Annotated in this window: 16 protein-coding genes and 2 pseudogenes; 10 read left to right on the top strand and 8 right to left on the bottom strand. The window is 50.3% G+C overall.

Features of this window, described 5'->3' with window-relative positions; all coding sequences use genetic code 11:
• The first annotated feature begins 109 nt into the window (after window positions 1-109).
• The 4 genes from U5914_RS13690 (at window position 110) to U5914_RS13705 (ending at window position 5,628) form a co-directional block, all read left to right on the top strand.
• Window positions 110-1,423: an HPP family protein gene (locus tag U5914_RS13690; RefSeq protein ID WP_336136310.1), complete on the top strand. Its 1,314-nt coding sequence runs from the start codon at window positions 110-112 to the stop codon at window positions 1,421-1,423.
• A gap of 691 nt (window positions 1,424-2,114) precedes the next feature.
• Window positions 2,115-3,209 carry a TRAP transporter substrate-binding protein gene (locus U5914_RS13695; RefSeq protein WP_336136311.1) on the top strand — a complete coding sequence of 365 codons (1,095 nt, stop codon included), beginning with the start codon at window positions 2,115-2,117 and terminating at the stop codon, window positions 3,207-3,209.
• A gap of 64 nt (window positions 3,210-3,273) precedes the next feature.
• Window positions 3,274-5,232: a TRAP transporter large permease gene (locus U5914_RS13700; protein WP_336136312.1), complete on the top strand. Its 1,959-nt coding sequence runs from the start codon at window positions 3,274-3,276 to the stop codon at window positions 5,230-5,232.
• Window positions 5,233-5,355: 123 nt separating this feature from the next.
• Entirely contained in the window at window positions 5,356-5,628 is a 273-nt protein-coding gene (locus tag U5914_RS13705; RefSeq protein ID WP_336136313.1) for a hypothetical protein, read from the top strand.
• A 344-nt stretch (window positions 5,629-5,972) separates the two neighbouring features.
• On the opposite strand, the gene U5914_RS13710 is transcribed toward U5914_RS13705, so the two are convergent.
• The 5 genes from U5914_RS13710 to U5914_RS13730 form a co-directional block, all read right to left on the bottom strand.
• On the bottom strand, window positions 5,973-6,101 hold the full coding sequence (locus U5914_RS13710; RefSeq protein WP_336136314.1) for a hypothetical protein: 129 nt from the start codon (window positions 6,099-6,101) through the stop codon (window positions 5,973-5,975).
• 156 nt (window positions 6,102-6,257) lie between these two features.
• A complete protein-coding gene (locus U5914_RS13715; protein ID WP_336136315.1) occupies window positions 6,258-7,046 on the bottom strand; it encodes an HAD family hydrolase in 789 nt (262 codons plus the stop codon).
• A gap of 70 nt (window positions 7,047-7,116) precedes the next feature.
• Entirely contained in the window at window positions 7,117-7,839 is a 723-nt protein-coding gene (locus U5914_RS13720; RefSeq protein WP_336136316.1) for a bile acid:sodium symporter, read from the bottom strand.
• Window positions 7,840-8,196: 357 nt separating this feature from the next.
• Window positions 8,197-9,435, bottom strand: a complete 1,239-nt coding sequence (locus tag U5914_RS13725; RefSeq protein ID WP_336136317.1) for an NAD(P)/FAD-dependent oxidoreductase — start codon at window positions 9,433-9,435, stop codon at window positions 8,197-8,199.
• 40 nt (window positions 9,436-9,475) lie between these two features.
• Complete coding sequence (locus U5914_RS13730) at window positions 9,476-10,255, bottom strand: 2-amino-3,7-dideoxy-D-threo-hept-6-ulosonate synthase (protein ID WP_336136318.1); 780 nt, start codon at window positions 10,253-10,255, stop codon at window positions 9,476-9,478.
• Window positions 10,256-10,665: 410 nt separating this feature from the next.
• On the opposite strand from U5914_RS13730, the gene U5914_RS16880 reads away from it, so the two are divergent.
• From U5914_RS16880 to U5914_RS13745, 4 genes are all read left to right on the top strand, one after another.
• Window positions 10,666-10,929, top strand: coding sequence for a HalOD1 output domain-containing protein (locus U5914_RS16880; protein WP_418766770.1), 264 nt, complete (start codon window positions 10,666-10,668; stop codon window positions 10,927-10,929).
• Window positions 10,930-11,262: 333 nt separating this feature from the next.
• The gene (locus tag U5914_RS13735) at window positions 11,263-12,270 is read left to right on the top strand and encodes a YeiH family protein (protein ID WP_336136319.1); all 1,008 of its coding nucleotides are present in this window, start codon (window positions 11,263-11,265) and stop codon (window positions 12,268-12,270) included.
• Between the two features lie 223 nt (window positions 12,271-12,493).
• Entirely contained in the window at window positions 12,494-13,501 is a 1,008-nt protein-coding gene (locus tag U5914_RS13740; RefSeq protein WP_336136320.1) for an ornithine cyclodeaminase family protein, read from the top strand.
• Window positions 13,502-13,629: 128 nt separating this feature from the next.
• Window positions 13,630-14,391: a DUF7001 family protein gene (locus tag U5914_RS13745; protein ID WP_418766768.1), complete on the top strand. Its 762-nt coding sequence runs from the start codon at window positions 13,630-13,632 to the stop codon at window positions 14,389-14,391.
• 322 nt (window positions 14,392-14,713) lie between these two features.
• On the opposite strand, the pseudogene U5914_RS16885 reads toward U5914_RS13745, so the two are convergent.
• Together U5914_RS16885 and thiC are read right to left on the bottom strand one after the other, a co-directional pair.
• A pseudogene (locus U5914_RS16885) lies at window positions 14,714-15,249 on the bottom strand (bifunctional hydroxymethylpyrimidine kinase/phosphomethylpyrimidine kinase).
• Between the two features lie 164 nt (window positions 15,250-15,413).
• Window positions 15,414-16,850 (bottom strand): phosphomethylpyrimidine synthase ThiC, encoded by a 1,437-nt coding sequence (gene thiC, locus U5914_RS13750; protein ID WP_336136321.1) that lies wholly within the window; start codon window positions 16,848-16,850, stop codon window positions 15,414-15,416.
• Window positions 16,851-17,098: 248 nt separating this feature from the next.
• On the opposite strand from thiC, the gene panD reads away from it, so the two are divergent.
• Complete coding sequence (gene panD, locus U5914_RS13755) at window positions 17,099-17,443, top strand: aspartate 1-decarboxylase (RefSeq protein WP_336136322.1); 345 nt, start codon at window positions 17,099-17,101, stop codon at window positions 17,441-17,443.
• A gap of 278 nt (window positions 17,444-17,721) precedes the next feature.
• Window positions 17,722-18,660: a sulfide-dependent adenosine diphosphate thiazole synthase gene (locus tag U5914_RS13760; protein WP_336136323.1), complete on the top strand. Its 939-nt coding sequence runs from the start codon at window positions 17,722-17,724 to the stop codon at window positions 18,658-18,660.
• 134 nt (window positions 18,661-18,794) lie between these two features.
• Here the strand turns inward: U5914_RS13760 and U5914_RS13765 are convergent.
• Window positions 18,795-19,603: pseudogene (locus U5914_RS13765) on the bottom strand (IS5 family transposase).
• Between the last annotated feature and the right edge of the window lie 154 nt (window positions 19,604-19,757).

A 19,757-nucleotide genomic window follows, 5' to 3' on the forward strand; every position in this document is an offset into this window, starting at 1 on the left:
TGACGAATTGCGGTGATGAATATCCTACGACAGGCCAACAATGTTTGACCGGATGCAGATGCGGTATCGAGATCTCCATAGGCGTATTCATCGTCTCGAACGCCAAGAGATGCACGAACTTAAGCACTGGCTTCGGCAGACAAACAGCATCGTTCATGTCTCTGTCGTGCTTTTCGTTCCCTTTCTCATCGGAACAATCACTTGGCTGCTCACTTCTATCGATCAACTCTCGTTTTTCCTTTTTCCGCCACTCGCGTCGGGAACCTATACACTGTTCTCAGACCCGCGCGGTCAACATGCTTCGGCTTGGAAGTTCGTGGTGGGACTGACTGTTGGAGCGGTCTGTGGACTAGCGGTTCTTCAGTTTTCAGCCACCTTCCTCTATCATGTACAACTCGGCCAATTTCACGTTGCACCTGATAGTGCTGCGCTGAGTGTTCTTCTCACCGCGATTGTTACGTGGGCACTGGACGTAGAGGAACCGTCTGCGTTCTCGACCGCATTACTGGTTCTGGTCGTTCCGACAGACCCGCTGAACTATGTCGTCGCAGTCGCCGTTTCGACTGTCATCGTCGCCGTCGTGTTCACCGGGTGGCGAGATTTGTTCTACAACCACCGGGAACAGTATTTCAATCGGTCGGTTGAGGCGAAAAGCGACGTTCTGGTTCCAGTAGTCGATGGCCAGATCGAAGTGACCGCGATGTTCGCATCGCGACTGACGTCGAACAATCCCGATGGAAGGGTTATTCTCCTTGATATGGTCCCTAAAACATCAGATTCTAATTCCGAGATTGACGAACGGGACACGGATAGCATTCAGTCAGCAAAACAACGTATTGAGACGGAGACCAATGCCTCATGTGAGATCTGCACCATAATGTCCGAGCAGTCATCTGCTGATGCCGTCTTGAACATGGCCGTAGAGCAGGGGAGTGATCTCATCGTCACACCTTTTGAGAACGAAAATGTTGGACCGTCACCGCACATCCAAGAGTTGTTCAAGAGTGACTTCGATGTTATCGCATATCAACCGGGGGACTCAGAAGTCCACTGGGAGCGCGTCCTCGTGCCCGTCAGAAAAGCTGGTGTCATCGCACAGACGATGCTTGGAGCCGCTCGGCGGATTGCAGGTGACACCGGACGGGTGAGCGTTTGCTCGTGTATCTCGCGCTCGAGCGAACGCCGTCCGACTGAACGGATGCTCTCCAGCCTCGTGGAGACGATCCGGTGCCCTTGTGAGACACACGTTGCGCAAGCAACCATTGATGAATATCTCTCTGAGCGCGCGCAGAACTACGATCTGATAGTCATCGGTGCGAGTACGGACCGGAGCACTACCTCCCGGTGGCTCTCACCACCCACATTCGAGCGGATTGACGGAATCGACTGCGATGTCGCGGTGATTCATACTAATCAGAACTGAACCGTGACACGCCACCGCTGTAGTCGTGAACGGCTCTTCTGGAGATCTGCACCGTAAACGGCCGAATACCGCTATTTCACCACCAAACCTTGATGCAGACTCTTAAAGTAAAATTAATCCACATGTCAATAGGCATTGCCTTAGGAAGAGGAGAAAGTATCTGTCTTTTTCTTCGCGATGTCGGGAAGCGAGGCAGATGAAGCAGCGACCCAAATTGCTCGGGAACAGCAGGACACGAAAACCGTTACGACCCGATGGTGGTCATACCACGGTGGGTGTTATGCGAATACATGACTGGTGGCCTTGGTATCTGGCCCTTGGTTTAAAACACGGGGAGAGTATACAACGTCAAGTTCCTCCCACTCTTCGACAGCGTCGATAATCGTTCAACGCTGAAACGCAGAACAGGCTGTGGATCCTTCAAATACATCATCCGGTATCTCGGTCCTGACTCGATTGCTGCGCTCGTGATTGAGTTGTTCAAGAAAGTCGTGATTACTTGATACTGGAATTGCTCTCTCCTCTATTTTGCAGAGTGAGATGTTCGCATCCGACCAGAGTCGAGACCCATTATAGCTAGACGTAATTGGAGCTAAGACTAACTCTCAGACTATACTTCGTATCTAAGGTGCACATAATGGCCAAAATCGGAAATTATATACACTTGGGCGTTGGTTGGGTATGATGTACTATGGCAAACGATCATGTAACAAGCCGTGATCGAAGAGAGGTATTGAAAAAGATTGGTGGGGCGAGTAGTCTCGGCGTTGCGGGCATGGCCGGATGTCTCAGTTTGGGTGGTGGCGATGACGGAACGTCTCAGCTAACTTTCGCTATCTCTGGAAACAAGGAGAGTGCACACTACGAGGGCGCGGAACTCCTTGCAGATACTGTCAAATCGAAATCAGATGGAGAACTGACGCTCGATGTCGTCTGCTGTCAACAGGCGGGGGGCCCCCCTCAGATCACAGAGTCAGTCGACTCTGGAACCCTAGATATGGGACTATCAGCAGTCAACAACCTCGCTGGCCTGACTTCGGCTTGGTTGTTCTCGCAACTCCCGTATCTCTGGAAGACCCACCAAGATATGTATGACTTCTTCAACAATGCCGATATTGTTGAAGAAATAAACGAAAAAGCCTACGAAGACCTCAATAATATTAACATCAAAGCGTACTGGGGGAGTAACGGTGGCAGTATGCGGCACGTTCATTATACTTCGAACACTGATGTCAAGGTTCCTAGCGACAACACGAATAAACGACTACGGGTCACGGAATCGCCAATCGAACGGGCGACTATCAACCAGTGGGAATTGAGTCCAAGTCCGATCGCGTGGAGTGAGACGGTTTCCGCGATGAAGCAGGGGACTGTTAGCGGGATTCATATCCACTACTGGTGGCTATACAACTCCAGCATGTACGAGCAAATCGAGTACACTGTAGAGACGGCAACTCAAGACAGTCCAGCTGTCGTACACGCCAACCAAAATTCGCTGGATCGGCTGACAGATGGTCAGAAGACAGCGTTGAATGAGGCCATCAGTGAAGTGACTCCCAAGCAGATCGAATCGGACCTCGAGCAGGGGCAACGAGCGAAGGACCTGATCAAGGAGGAAAACCCGGATATCGAAATTTATCAGCCCACGGATGAAGAACTAAGTGAATGGCAGAGTGCTGCTAGCTCTGTGTATGACGAGTGGGTTGGAAAGGAAGGCGTCGAAGAAAACATCGTTTCTGAAGTCCTCTCGTACCAAGACTACCAGCCACCGGGAGTCGATATCTGAACCGTTCTATAGGCAGATATCGAATGACGATAACTGGACATAAAGGTTTTACACTTACACATTCATGAGTACTGTTAATCTGGCCCAATCCGGGTTCATTGTTAGGTTGGAACAAGCTGAGACATTACTTAGCCGCTTTGAGTGGGCTATACGCAACGTCCTGAAATGGGTGTCAATTCTCGCACTTCTGGCGATTGTTGCTTTTATCAACCTCAACGTCTTTTTTAGATACGTCCTTAATAATTCTCTCTCGTGGCCCGGTGGAAGCTCTATCATCATGAACATCTGGGTGACCTACGTCGGTGGCGCTGTCGCGTATTACGTCGGAGACCACGTGAGCGTCCAGTACGTACATCAAAAGCTCCCACCGAGCATCGCTCGTGGGGCCACTCTACTCATCAATGGACTCGTCGTCATGCTAGGGAGCGCGATGCTGTGGTTTGGGACTCAGTTAGCGCTCTCGCAGGCGAGCAGCCAGACTGTCTACCAAGTCCTCGGCATCACCAGTGTCTCGCTGTTCTGGACCCGTATTCCGCTCGCAATCGGTGGGCTCTACCTCATCTGTGAGGCAGGACGGAGAGGTATCAGCACACTGATCGACGATCTTAACGAGGGGAGTAATGTTGCCCTCGGAACGGTTCTACTACTGGGTGCCACGGCAGCTGTCATTCCTGTTCTCAGCCTCGCGCCGCCGGAGAGTAGTATAGTTCAAATACTTATCATTTTCTTCATCCTGATTACACTCATCGTGATCAACACCCCCATCGCGTTCGCAATGGCGCTCAGCGTCCTAATATTCCTCCTGTTCTTCCCGAGTGCACTGGCGATTCTCAAGCCACTGCTGGTGGTCCAGCAGATGGGACAGGGAATCAGCGGGTTCTCGATTCTAGCAATTCCATTGTTCATTTACGCTGGACGGATCATGACTATCGGTGGTATCACGAAACGAATCATTGATTTCGCGAACCTCATCGTGGGTCGGCTTCAGGCGGGTCTCTCGCACGTCAATGTCGTTACGAGTATGCTTTTCGCTGGCATTTCGGGGTCAGCCGTTGCCGACACTGCCGCTGTAGGGAGCATACTTATCCCCTCGATGAAAGATGAAGGCTACGATACGGGGTACACGTGCGCGGTGACCTGTTCGTCCTCCGTTATCGGGCCAATCATCCCGCCGAGCATCATCATGATTATCTACGCGATCACGGTTCCATCTGTAAGCGTCGCTGCCATATTTATGGCCGGTGTCGTTCCTGGTATCCTTATGGGACTGGGACTCATAATCGCGACGTATATCATCGGATACCGCACGGATTGGGAGAAATTCCCCGAGGTCGAACACCGTGATCGACCGAGTGCGAGAGAGGCAGCGGTCATCGTTAAAGACGCTAGTCTGGCGCTCATAATGCCGTTGATAATCATCGGGGGGATTCTCTCGGGGGTGTTTACTGCTACAGAAGCAGGTGCCGTAGCTGTACTGTATTCGATAGCTATTGGAACCTTGGTTTATGGTGAGATATCTTTAGACGAGTTCATCAAGGCGAGTTACAGCGCAGCCACAATGTCTGGTGTTACGCTCTTTATTATCGGCGCTGCCATGCCAATAACCCAAGTAATGGCAATCACGGGTGTGCCAGGACAAATTGGTGAAATGTTGCTGGCGACTACCACTACTAGCGTGATTATGTTGTTGTTGATTGTCGCAATCCTCTCAATTCTCGCACTCTTCATCGAGTCTATCGCGAACATCCTGCTGTGGGCCCCCGTGTTTGCGCCGCTGGCAATCGAAGTCGGAATCGACCCCCTGCACTTTGGGATCGTAATGATCATGACGTTGGCGATGGGGATGATTACTCCGCCACTCGGAGTGACACTCTTTGTTGCAGCTCCAATTGGAAATACCGATATTGAAACGATAGCTAAGAATATTGTTACTTTCTTCCTTATTGAGGCTGTGTTACTGCTCCTCGTCATCTTAGTACCCGATATCGCATTGTGGTTGCCGCGAGCACTCGGCTACGTCTGATACTTCTCACTCTCTCGTGTGCGACCTTCGTCATCCGAAACAAATCCCGGTTCCCCGGGAGAACCCATAACCGCAAACAATCGAACTAAACGACTTATACTGTGTAATCTCGAGTCGGATAGTGTGAGTGGGCTGGCTGCACTTGCCTTGTTAGCTGAGAGCATTCCGTTGGCGAGTGATGACGCTGCAATCGTCGGTGAGCAGGTTCTCACGACCGATATGCACCACGAACGGACCGACTCCCTGCAATCAGGAAACGCAGACGTTGGTGGTAGAAAGAAGCAAGCCGCTGAAAACCATATCATTGAGTACGCCCTGGAAATAGAATTCACACCGCCGACTTTGAACAACCGACGGGCTACAATGTTTTTAAAGAAAGTGACAAGTTTCTCTTGAATCACCGCGTCGTGGTTCGGAAAGACGTTGTCGAAGTCCTCGATGAGATGGATCCCGGTGGGAGTATCGTGAGTGTCTCAAAGTTTTGCAGTCTCATCCGCCGACTGGATGCCGGTCGATCCTGCGCCACCGCTGACGACGAGGAGTAACCGTAGTCGACGTCGGTCCCATCTGCTGGCTCGATGATTCGGTCCTCATAGTTGACGTTCGTTACCTCGTTGGGTGAATCAAGTTCGGGCATTTTTATTTTCTCACAGTGGAATTGCAACCTTCTCTCTGATATTCGGGTCACGGATACAACGGAGGATCTCGTTCAAGACGAGATGGTGACCGATGTCTGAAATCTAGACGTGATTCGCCTCAACACCTAGGTTTCTCTCAAACCGCTCAACCATCTGTTTGTCTAGTAGTTCGTCGACAACAACAAATCCATCACGCTGATACTGTTCAAACTGCTCTATAGTTAGCTCCATAGGACTAGGCTATACTACAATATAATAAACATTTTTGACTATGGGGCACTACTATACAGAGATTATAATTAATTCTCTAAAAACCCTGTATAGTTAGCGCAGGTTGACGAACTTGCAAGTCATTGGGTGATTTGGCTAAGGTGCTTGCAAACGTGGTCAGATGTTCTGGTTCTCAATTTGCGAAATAACTGATGGTAGTTCCCCGACGGAGGGAATTAGAAAATCAGCACCCGCGTTACGAAGCGACTCGAAATCGTCGTTTCCAGTCTCGTACACGCCAACAGTCCACGCTCCTGCATTGTTTCCTTCGTCAATATCCTTCACAGTATCACCGACTTTGACAACGCCAGCAGGTGGATAGATATCGAGAGACTTCATCACCTCATAGACCATCCAAGGTCTTGGTCTGCCATTCGGAACAGCATCTGAATTGGTCGTTGCATCAAATGTGACTCCCTGTCTCATTTGCAGGCTCTCGAGAAGCGCCTTAGCTGCTTCCGTACCATATCCGGTAGTAGTAGCCAACTTTTTGCCTTGGCGCTTGAGTTTCGCGAGTGTATGGAGAACGCCGCCAATGACATCAGAAAGCCCCTCACGGACGACTGTCTCCGCAAGCGTGTCGCGTAGGTGGTCGTACATTTTCTCTACGTCAGTGTCAGTCCATTCGCGACCGTGAGCGCTCTCAAACTGCTGGCTGACATCTGGCATCGCGAGGAGTTCCCGGAGATGGGTCTTCTTATCGAAACCCATCGGTATTCGTATCCGATCCCAAGAGAGGTTGATCCCGTATTCTGAGAGGACCTCATCGAACGCAATCACTGGTGCTTTGACCCCGAGACCGTCATCTTTGGGGTACTGTTCACTCATATCGGCCGATCCGTCGACGAGCGTCCCTGCCAGATCGAATACAACCAGTTCTACTGGCCTGTTATATTCTACGTGCACGCTTACTCTGACTGATGTTGTCCATTTGTAATAGGTTTACCATCAAGACAGTACTCTCAACAACAATTCACTATCTCGAACAGAGTGATGATGTGACGATATCGGCAGTAAGTGCGCCGGCCACTTGCTGGATGACGTAGTACGTGATGACCGAGACGAGTACTAGCGAGTTGTTGTATGCGAACGCGACGAGGAGCGCGATACCGAGGTTCTTCAGGCTGCTCGTGAAGAACAGCGGGAGCATCTCATCCGTGCTGTATTGAAGAACTTTCAGGCTCACCACCGAAATTCCCAGTCCGATGCCGAGAAGCAAAATCGAGACGGTTATTAGAGACAGCAGGACCTCTGCGGAGAGGACCACTGAACCGACCTTCGAGACGCTCGTATAGATGAGTAGTGCGATAGTGAGTGTTGACCCATCGTGGACGAGTTGCGAGGAGATAGCATCCGATGAGATGACGACGTCTACGAGCACGCCCCCGCCGATGATTAGCAACAGATTGCCGAAGATGGTTGATACCGGGAGCGCTACCTGCGACCCGACAAGCTGTGAGAGAACGAGCGGCGTCACCACCGGCGCAAGCAGGAGCGAGACGAGCGAGATGGTTGTCGAAAGCTGCACGTCACTGTTCGAGAATCGCGTCCAGACGATAGCGCTCCCGGCAGTTGTTGGAACAGACAGGACGATTGCCATCCCAAAAGCCGCGTTATCAGTCAGAAGGGCGTCGGCAACCTGTATCCCGACGGCTGGTAAGAGAAGATAGGAGAAACAAAGCGACAGAACGACGAGCACGCCGTACGAATTCGGTCCCCCCTCGCCTAACTCCCAGCCACTGACGGAACTGTAGACGAGAAAGATAACTAACGGCGTAATCAGCGGTTCCAGAACGGCCCGAATTTCGGGAGATGAACCCCTGTACCGACTGCAATCAGTACAAGTAGGAGGTTCCGAAACCGATCGAGACTCATCCTGAGATGGCGGAGCATTGGTGCGTATATCCAGATTTTCAATCAAATATAGTAGATTTGGTTCAAAAACAGACTTATATATAGTGATGGGGTCTGAGTTCAATATCGTTTATGCAATACGTCGTTATCATCTTACCACATTTGCGTTGTTATTGCTATCCATGAAACAAAGAGAAATGCCTCACATTGATGACCAAGCGTTTGCAACAGAGGTTGGCCCAGAGATCTTGAATAACCATCGTGCAGCAATTCCTTTCTTTAAGTATTCAGCGAAAGTCCCTTCGAACGTCTTGACAGGGGCATATTTGACCCCGTGTGCGACGGCATCGTCGCCGATTGAAATTACCGTGCCGTTGTCTGTGTACGTCCATGTTTTGAGTGATTGATTGTGGACGGTACGTGCGAGATTTGTGCCGGCGACCTTGGCAGCCTGCCAAGCGGCTTGGGCAGTGGGTGGGGCTGGCTCCTCTTGGCCGGGTTGATCGACGAGTGCAGCATCGCCGACGGCGAATACCCTATTATCACTCGTCTGGAACGTTGCTTCGGTATTCAATCGATTAGAGCGCTCGTCTTTGTCGATAGAAATATTCTCGGTACAGGTCTGTCCTGTGATACCGCCAGTCCACAGGAGGACATCATACTTGAGTTCGGTGTCATCTCCGATATACACGGCGTCCTCATCAACCTCGCCAATGAATTCGCCGGTCATGATGTTTACACCCTTCTCCTGTAGGAGTTTAGCAAGTTTGGCTTGTACGTTAGGGTCATTATTTGGGAAGACGTTGTCGAGACCTTCTACGAGGTGAATCTCAATTGGGGCGTCACGTTCATCGCGTAACTCGGCAATCTCACCGGCGGATTGAATGCCCGAAAGACCGGCCCCCCCGATGACAACTTGTGCGGGATCCTCACGAGTAGCTTCTGTTGTAGCTTGAATTATTGCTTCATGAATCTCAAGCGCATCCTCAAGGTTTTTGAGCGTGAGAGAATGTTCTTTGAGCCCCTCGATACCGAAGAACGCTGTCTTCGAGCCGAAAGCGACGAGGACGTAGTCGTAGTCGACCGTGGAGCCATCGTCGAGATAGATGGTGCGCTCATCTTGATCGAGATTTTCGACGTGGGCGTTGATGAAGCGCGTCGATTCTGATTTGAGTTCCTCGCAGGAGAACGTAATCTTATCCTGTATATCGGGATTCCGGATGCATCGGTGGGATTCGTGCAAGACGAGATGGTGGTCGACGTCAGAGATCCATGTGATCTCTGCTTCGCCGTCTAATTCGTGTTCGAGTTGTTTTACTGCACCGGTGCCGGCGTAGCCGGATCCGAGGACGACTATCTTCTCAGATAGATTTTCGGATTTGTGGCCTGCTAACTCAAAGCTGCTGGAATCAGCTTCACTATCAGGGCTAGTCTCCCACATGCGCGCAACACGTGGATCGGGATTGTGATTCTCCATTGTTTTATAGGCCGCTACGCTCTATTGCTGTTTCAACCGTTGCCGATTCGTGTACAATCAACGAAATCGCGTTAGTCATTGATTCTGGATCTGCATGCTGGAATACGGAACGCCCCATCGATACTCCGGCAGCGCCGCAAGACATAGCGCAAGAAACATTTTCGAGCATTGCCCGATCATTTTGTGGATCTCCACCAGCCATGAGAACCGGAAGTTGAGTCGCTCTAGCAACACTCTTGAAACTCTCATCCCCAGTATAAGCTGTTTTCACGATATCAGCGCCGACCTCCTCCGCCAGGCGTACTGCATGGGCAAGGTTTTCAGCGTTAGTTTCAGCAATTCCGGGGCCACGAGCGTAGGCCATAGCTAAAACAGGCAAGCCGAACTCGCCTGCAGTCTTCGAAATTTGAGCAAGCTGCTCGATTTGTTGGGGCTCAGTTTCGCTCCCGACATTAATATGGTAAGAGACGGCGTCCCCACCAGCCCGTACAGCTTCCTTTACAGTACTTGTTAGACGCTTATCGTTTTTATCTGGGCCAATAGATGTTGATCCGTTAAGGTGAACAATATACCCCCTACCATTCGTGTTTGGATGTACTCGTGAAGCTAATCCTTTCTGTGTCAAAATACAGTCGGCGCCTCCCTGTGTGACCGCATCGATTGTCGATTCGATGTCGATCAATCCCTTGGTGGGTCCAATCGTAATCCCATGGTCCATGGGGATACTCACGATTCGACCATCAGTACTGATTCGTTCTAGTCTGGCGTTGACACCAGTTGACATTATTTGATAGGACTGTGTTTGGGTATTTAACTGTTGTGTTAAAGTTTAACTTTGATATTGGGGAATATATTGTATAAAATAATAACAATCTGTCTGAATTTGCACTTTAATGCAGTCTTACATCTTGCAATAATTTGGTTAGAAACTCTCACAATAGCAATATTGTTTTTTGGATAGGTTGTGGTCCAGTAATTCGAACAGATGAGGTGCTACTGGGCCTCTGTGTGACTAAACGTTTAATTGAGATATGAAAGTGGACTCAAGATACATTACATGCTGGCTTATGGGATTCTCTTTTACTTAGTCTAAAATCTAGCTAATAGGGAGATACATACCGAAGAATATAATATAATCGCTTAAATTCGAAAGAGTTATATCTGGGGCTCTAGTAGCTGATGCAACTACCAACAATGTCTTCGATAAAAGACCGACGTGAGCGGGATTCTACCTTCATTATCCGTGAAGACGAATCACCGAGTGCGGCTATTGCACGTGCAGTTTGTACTATGGAAGGTGCCCCGATCGACGAGCGTGCACCGTTATATTACACTGTTGGAACCAAGGCGTCGCGAGAACTTCCGGACGATATCTCTCCAAATGACGTTACCAAATTCAATTACCAAGAATATCAGATCCACCTCATCGGGATAAATCTACTGGAGGTATGGAAATAACTCTACTTTTTTATTATATTAGGAGGGAGGAAAATTGCTGAAAATATCTCATTTCGTAATATTCCTAATCTAATCTCGTTTACGAGTCTTAATTCCTCGGCATAAAATGAGATAGGTCAAATGAACCTATCCTCGCCGTATATGGTATTATTTAATATATACTATAGACCAAATGGGTTAAGTGAGTGTAAGTAATATGTTAGGCACAGATGATTGGACTTATAGACAAGAATGGGTCGCCTCAAATGAAGACTCATAGCTGGATTCGAAGACTTGTCCCAAGCCGTCTCAGTATGGCAACCTGTGATCTGTTTTTAGATATTCGAGAGAGTCTTGGAATACGAAGTGATGACTAAAGCTCGGCTTATTCCTGGGCTCCTTATTCTGGGCACTATTGCTATCGCAGCAAGTGGACTAGCGGATGCTTTGCCATACGTGAATGAATTGGTTTTAGCTATCGCTACCGGTGCGGTGGTTGCGAATACAATCGGCGTGCCGGATTGGGCGATCGCGGGAATCAAACTTCACAAACTACTCCTCGAGACTGGTATCGTGTTATTAGGGGCGCAACTAACTCTAAAAAAAGTTGCTGCGGCAGGTCCAATCATTATTCTCCTTTCTACTGTGGCTGTTCTTTTCGGATTGATAACTGTCGAACTTCTCTCGAGGCAGCTGTTTGACCTGCCCTCAAGAACGTCTTCACTCTTGGCTGCCGGATCTAGTGTCTGCGGCGTGTCGGCCGTAGTAGCCGTTGCAGGAAGTATCGAAGCAAAAGAAGAGGAGATCGCCTATGCTGCCGCAACAATTCTGATATTCGATGCTATAACGTTGGTTGCGTTTCCAGCAGTTGGAGAGATGCTGGGGTTATCTGGTAAAGTGTTCGGTATCTGGGCAGGATTGGCTATGTTCAGTACTGGGCCTGTTGCAGCAGCTGGATTTGCACACTCGGAAGTTGCAGGCCAGTGGGCAACAATCACGAAATTGGTGCGCAACTCATTTATTGGCCTCGTCGCAGTCGCTTATTCACTAAATTATGCAGCCAAACACGCGCAATCTGATTATGAGACTAATATTCGCGATATATGGTCGGAATTCCCGAAATTCCTCGTTGGATTCCTCCTTATTATGCTGATTTCGAATCTCGGTGTTGTACCCTCCGAACAGCTGGCATCCCTTGATTCCGTCTCGGACTGGTTATTCCTCCTTGCGTTTGCAGGGTTAGGGTTTGATATCCGAGTTTCAGAGATGCGCTCCTCGGGCACCCGTCCGCTGCTTGTAGTATTATTACACCTGTTGTTAATCAGTACAGTAATGTTGGCCGTCGTATCGTTAATCTTGTAACCAACCGAACGCCCTTCATTCCCTTAAAATAGGATTATCAATAATTTACTGTCTTACAGATATGGCTTTTGTTAATTCAAGCTATTGAATTCACGCCTGCGTGGATCTATCCCTCCACAAAGTTAACGACAATTATAGGAGGGAATATTGGTGTATTAGTTTAGTAGTAGGTTGATTATGGGGGAAAATTTTAAGCCAATGGCTATTCATGACGTAATTGAGTATGAGCACTCTGAAGCAGTCAGACCAAGAAGAGCGGAGTACTATCATGATCGGAGCCGACGAATTGGCGGATTGCATCGACATGGCAAGCCTCATTGATGCAATCGAAGAGGCATTCGAAGCCTACGAAAAAGGGGATGCGACGATGCCACCGAAAACGTATGTCGACATTAAGGAGCATAATGGCGACTTCCGTGCCATGCCCGCTGCAGTCGGTGATTCAGCAGGAGTCAAGTGGGTTAACGTCCATCCAGATAACCCCCAGAAATTCGATCTTCCGACGGTCATGGGTGTGGTAGTTTACAGCGATCCCGAAACAGCATATCCTCTCGCGATTATGGATGGTACTAAGTTGACCCGGTTCCGGACTGGGGCTGTTGCCGGTGTTGCTAGTCGGCACCTTGCCCCCTCTGATGCGAGCTCGCTTGGACTCCTCGGGGCAGGACAGCAGGCACACACCCAACTTGACGCGATCTCGAACGTGATTGATCTCGACCGGGTCGTCATCTCTGACCTTGATGATGATGCGATTACTGAATTCATTACTGCGGAAAGCCACCGGACGGTGGACATTGTGAGTGGGTCGCCGCAAGATGTCGCCAATTGTGATGTCATTTCCACGACCACGCCTTCGCGTGAGCCGATTCTGAAGCGTGAGTGGATCAAGGATGGGGCACACATTAACGCGATCGGTGCCGATGCAGAAGGCAAACAAGAACTCGAGTCGGATATTTTGGCAGATGCCAACGTGATCGTCGACGACTGGGAGCAGTGCTCTCATAGCGGAGAAATTAACGTGCCTGTCGCTGAAGGAGTACTTAGCGAAGAAGACGTGCACGGGGACCTAAGTTCGGTTGTTACGGGTTCAGCTCCTACGTCTGATGATACCGACATAACCGTTTTTGACTCAACGGGTCTCGCAATCCAAGATATTGCCACTGCCGAACTGGTATACGAGTCGGCAAGTGAACAAGGTCTTGGGACTTCAATCAAGCTTATTGGTGCCTAAAACGTCCGCTAACACTAATTGATGGGTGCGTATCACCATCGACACCGGCCGTATATGATATAGTTAGTGGTCTAATATCACCGATTTTCACTCGAATTTTTAGTGAAAATAGCTATTTTAATTGAGAAATGATCGAGAGAATCACCCTCTATCGAACCCCAAGCACAGAGGCCGATGCGGACATTGTTGCGGGGTGGCTCGATGCGCGCATCGACGCATCAATCTCTGTCGAAGACAGATTCCTCGACCTGTATGCAGACGAAGCTCTTGCTCGAGAATTCGCTTCGGCACGAGTTTTGTCACCACATTCTCCTGAGACTGGCAATACAATGACGGGGATTGTCCGGTACGAACAATCCGTCCTTGATAACCCAAATCAATCGGGTGGGGTGCTTTATGATGGGTTGCAACTTCAGGATGCTTTTCGAGCCCGGCTTAACACAGATCTTTCCGGGTTATCACATCTTCAGATCGTGCTACTTGATCGTGTGGTTGGGACATGGGGTGATCATGATGGTCGCTGGCATAAGCGTGTGAATGTCCTTGGCCAGCCTTCGATCGTTTCGATTCCTGGTTTGTATGAGGCACCTGCAAAGCCCGAGGAGTACTACAAGGCGAAGCAGGGACAAGCAATGTTTTCGGGAAATACTCCTCCTCGAGAGGTGCTTGAGAACCAAATAGATGGAGACTTCCTCGTGAAGGATGATCCACGAACGACGGACGCGATTAAGGGCTATGTGCTTCAAGCCTATCACTACCTTCGAACGGGTAAACCATTCTGCGCTAACCCTCGATGTCGGCTTTACAACGCCCATCGGCAACCGGGTGTTGTCCAGGCACAATTAGATTCGCCGGAATTCTGTAATGAACACGTTATGTGCTACAAATGAATCATTGATATGGCCTGACTGATCCTTTTAGTACAGCGTAGTATTGTGCGCTGTAAACGTCGCAGACGCATACTATATACAGAATCGATTATTTGTGCTTAAAATCCCGTTGGGGCTGGACGGGATCGTCCATGCTTTCAGAATGCTTGATATGCCTGGCGCGTGCCGACTGCTGACTCTTGGATGTAGATTTCGCGTGCCCCATCTGTGTTATGTACAAGGTTTAGTATAAACTTTGTGCTTTTAGGTAAGATAATGATAAAATTTCGTTGTCCCTCCTCGATAGCTTCAGGAAGCTGATCTCCCTGTCCTAGTCTCGTAGCTATGACGCTAGAAAGATACAGCCTGTACCGTGAGTGGCATCCGTATCAATCCTCGGATGCGAAAATTTTTCTTTTATTCTTCTGTTACAAGAATGTCTATAACTTCCTCCCCCCGGAATATGCCGCCCTTGATGAGTGCCCATCTCGACTATGACCTTCCCAGCTTTATGCATCGATGGGATATCTGTTGGCTCAATTCCTGTGAGGGCTGTTGTTTCATCAGCATTGGGTGTAACCAACGTGCTTCTTCAATCAGAGATTGGTACGCTGGTTTGGCGTTCGAATCGAGTAGTCGGTCTCCCAATGTGGCCACCATTACTGGATCAACTACTAACGGTGAGTCAACGGTATTGACTCGTTCAGCAACTGATTCGATAACTGAAGCGGTGGCTAGCATCCCTGCCTTTATAGCTTGGATATCAAAATCGGAAGCAACAGCATCGAATTGTGCCTTGATTTCTTTAGGTGGGAGTGTATGTGTAGCTTCTATTCCGCCTGTATTCTGTGCTGTAACACTTGTTCCGAATCCTCCCAGCCCTTCATGGTCTTGAGGTCGGCTTGGATACCGGCTCTACTTCCAGAACCGCTACCGGAGCAGGACTTCGTTTCATTGGGCGCTTGTCCTCCGAGGTTGTCTTTTTGTAGGCTTTGAATTACACTGTAACATTTGTCGACGCTCTGGAGATTGAGACTCGATCCTTAGTCGTCAGCGTTACTCTCCTCGGGGTCGGAATATTCAGTCAGGGGTTTGGGGATTTTGCTTGTATCGTGTTCGCCCGTCGGAGGAAGATTGACTGTTGCAGCGACTGAAGCATCGAGGTCAGTATTATCGTTGATTGCTTCCATATCTCCACTTTCACGGGCATCTTGGTCGATACGCATTGAACAGAACTCCGCACCACACATCGAGCAGAAGCGTGCTTCCTTATAATTGTCTCCCGGCAGTGTCTGGTCATGGAACTGCTGGGCGCGCTCAGGGTCAAGTGCTAACTCGAATTGACGCCGCCAGTCGAACGCATAGCGAGCTTCTGAGAGCGCATCGTCCCAGTCGCGTGCTCCCGGGAGGTCGTTTGCCACGTCTGCGGCGTGTGCAGCAATACGATATGCAGCAAGGCCATCGCATACATCTTGTTTTTCAGGTAACCCGAGATGTTCTTTCGGTGTAACATAACAGAGCATCGCTGCTCCGGACCGAGCAGCTTCAGTTGCACCGATTGCGCTCGTAATGTGGTCGTAGCCGGGCGCAACGTCCGTAACAAGTGGACCAAGCACGTAGAACGGCGCGCCGCCGCATACGTCTTGCTGGCGCTCAACGTTCGTTTTGATTTCATCCATCGGGACGTGTCCTGGCCCCTCGACCATCACTTGTACTCCATGGTCCCAAGCCACGTCAGTGAGTTGGCCGAGTGTGTCGAGTTCGGCGAATTGTGCCTCGTCAGAAGCGTCCGCTAAGCAACCTGGACGGAGGCCATCGCCCAAGGAGAATGTCACGTCGTGCTCACGGAAAATCTCACAAATCTCCTCGAACTTTGTATAAAGAGGATTTTCCATGCCATTGGCCTCTATCCACTCAGCGAGAATGGAACCACCTCGCGAAACAATACCGGTTTTCCGACCGTCAGTCAAGGGGAGATGTTCCATCTTGACTCCTGCATGGATCGTCATGTAATCGACCCCTTGCTCAGCTTGCTTCTCGATGACTTCCAACAAGAGTTCGTGGGTGATGTCTTCGGGATTCCCAGCACGCTTGACGGCCTCGTAGATCGGGACCGTGCCAACTGGTACAGGTGAATGACCGATATTCGCCTCGCGGATCTGATCGAGATTATTTCCCGTTGAGAGATCCATTACTGTGTCGGCCCCGTGATGGACCGCAGTGTGGAGTTTTTGTAACTCTCCATCGAGGTCACTCGTCTCAGCACTGTTCCCGATATTCGCGTTTACTTTTGTCGCGAACTCGCGACCGATTATCATCGGATCTAACGAGTCATGTGCGTGGTTTGTCGGGATAACTGCCTGCCCAGTCGCTACCTGCTCACGAACGAATTCTGGGTCGCGATTCTCTCGATCTGCGATGCGCTTCATCTCTGGAGTAACCGTTCCATTTTGAGCCAGTTCCAATTGAGTTCGTGACATCAATAACTACGTTGTATTACTAGGTTATAATTCTTGGGTCTCACCATCGATACATTCTAAGCGCCACGAACCCAACTGAAACTATATCATTGAATAGAATCCTCAACGAGTAGGTCGACTAAGAATTCTCAATCACTAACACTCGGACAACAATCGCATTGGGGCTGCTATGTCGCTGATTTCCGTTTCAGTGACCCCTGGAGAGAGAATTCCGAACCCTCTTGTAGATCACTAATGAATTAATCCGTATGCAGCGGGAGATGTTCAAATCTAAACTCCATCGAGGACGTGTTACCGCCACTGAAATCGAATACGAAGGGAGTGTTACGATTGATGAAACACTTCTAGATGCTGCCGGTATCTGCGAACACGAACGGGTTCAAATCGTTAATGTATCTAATGGAGAACGTCTCGAAACCTACACAATTGCTGGCGATTCTGGTGAGATCTGTTTGAATGGTGCTGCTGGTCGACTCGCTGAACCCGGTGATATCGTGATCGTAATTTCATATGGTATGTATGCTCAAGACGAAGCGTATTCCCCAACGACTGTATTATTAGACAAACACAACGATATCGTTTCGATCGAATAAGTGTAGTTGGTTATTACTCCACTTAGCTCTACTTACATCACTTGTTCAAGCCTTCGCGATCGGGTCCTTTCCAAATACTCTGATAGAGTCTCTTAGAGGATTTTGATACCACCATTATATCTGCCACAAGATCAGCCGAAATATATCTCCCCTTATCAAACTCTTAGCATCAAAGACGTGGTATAGTTTGTAATAAACGCTTAGATATTGACTTAGATTAGAATAGAGATCAACCACCCGGAAGATTTTTCAACTACTGGGTGGTAACACCAAATGGTATGACCGAAAACGACTACCAGCACGAACCGTTTAGCGATGTCGGCGAAGCTGAAGTAACACGAGCGATCGGTCAGGAGTGGACCGAGGAATTCATGAATTTCTCTGATTCCGACGTCATCATCGTCGGCGGCGGCCCCTCCGGGCTGATGGCCGCCAAGGAACTCTCCGAACGTGGCGTCCAGACGATGGTCGTCGAGAAGAACAACTACCTCGGCGGCGGCTTCTGGCTCGGCGGCTTCCTGATGAACAAGGTCACCGTTCGAAGCCCCGCACAGGAGGTCCTCGAAGACCTCGACGTCAACTACAAGCAGTCGCGAGATAGCGAAGGCCTCTACGTCGCCAACGGCCCCGAGGCTTGTTCGGCACTTATCAAGACTGCCTGCGATGGAGGTGCAAAGATGCAGAACATGACGGAATTCACCGACATCGTCATCCGCGAGGACCACAAGGTCGGCGGCATCGTCATGAACTGGACGCCGGTCCACGCCCTCCCGCGGGAGATTACTTGTGTCGACCCTATCGCCGTCGAAGCTGACCTCGTCATCGACGCCACGGGCCACGACGCCGTCGCCATCTCCAAACTGCAGGAACGCGGCGTCCTCAACGCACCTGGTATCGAACACGCCGAAGAGCACAACACCGGCATGGACAACACCGGCGACGACTCCTACGGCGCCCCCGGCCACGACTCGCCGGGCCACGACTCCATGTGGGTCGGCGAAAGCGAGGACGCCGTCGTCGAACACACCGGCCTCGCCCACGACGGTCTTGTTGTGTCTGGAATGGCTACTGCAACAACTTATGGCCTGCCGCGGATGGGCCCCACCTTCGGCGCTATGCTGCTGTCCGGAAAGAAGGCAGCACAAACAGCACTTGATGAATTGGGTATCGACGCCGAACCGGTCGAAATGACGACTCGCGCTGTCGCCGACGACTGAGTCAAAGGACCTGACCTCCGACTCAGTTCATACCTCTTGCTTCCGTTTGAGGATCACATAGCTCTGTCATTGGGGCCTACCCACTAGCAATCTTTCTCAATAGTGCTTTGTTGAATCCGATGACGGCGTCGGGGTCACTGTTTGAGCGCTTGTTCGAGGTTGTAGACTGCGGCGGTCAACACAAGTTCGCGGAATTCGCGGTACCAAGTGCGAGGGTGACAGCGGGGCCGAACCGACGCTTGATGGCCGAAAAGGCGGTCTCGGCCATCCAGCGCTGGCCGTATAACTCGCTGTCCAACCGTGCGTTGTGGGCGTAATCGTACGCAGCAAGGGCCGGACGCCCTCTGAACGGAGGGCGTCCCGGAGCGATTGGTCGTCATAGCCCTTGTCGCCGACGAGACTCTCTATTTTCTCGGTGTTACGAAGGGCGACTCGACGGCCAGTTTGCGTGTCGTGTGGCCAGTGTGCCGAGCAGTAAATATCGAGGATGGCACACGAATCTGTATCGATGAGACCGTCGTTTTGAGCGCGCGTATGTGGCGATCCGAGCGGTGTTGGTAGTGTCTCGATGCCGTTTCGCGGTCGAAGAATGTGGCATCGATGGCCCCATGCGAGCCCGGATCGCAGATGTTCGCGGACTCCCGAAGGAAACCACGCCATATCGACATGGGCACCCTCTCAAACGACCGGTACAGCGTTGAGGGTGCAGGAAATGCCGTTCGAGCGAGCTGTAACAGACCACGAACTCGATCCATCTCGCTCGCCCAATCGACGATCTCGCGGTACGTCGCCTCCATGTGAACCCGCAAAAATGGAGCGTAACATGCTTCCAACCGGGAAATCCGTTGCCAGTCGGATCACTCACCGCTGTTGGACTGGCGGCACAGCGCTTTTGAGCCAGCGACGCGGCTTGCTTAACGAAGCGGAAGAGTAGTTTAGGCACATTCGGCTCTTCCGCTTCGCTTCCACCTTCAGACCGACGCTATCCCGCCGCCTTCTGCGGATTCAACAGAGCACTCAATAGTACATCGAACCAGATCATGCAAAGCGAAAGAAAACTCAATGTCTATAGACTCGATAACCTCGTAACACGATTC

Origin of the sequence: Natronomonas amylolytica (assembly GCF_037031205.1) — an archaeon.
In the GTDB taxonomy this organism is placed as follows: Archaea; Halobacteriota; Halobacteria; order Halobacteriales; family Haloarculaceae; genus Natronomonas; species Natronomonas amylolytica.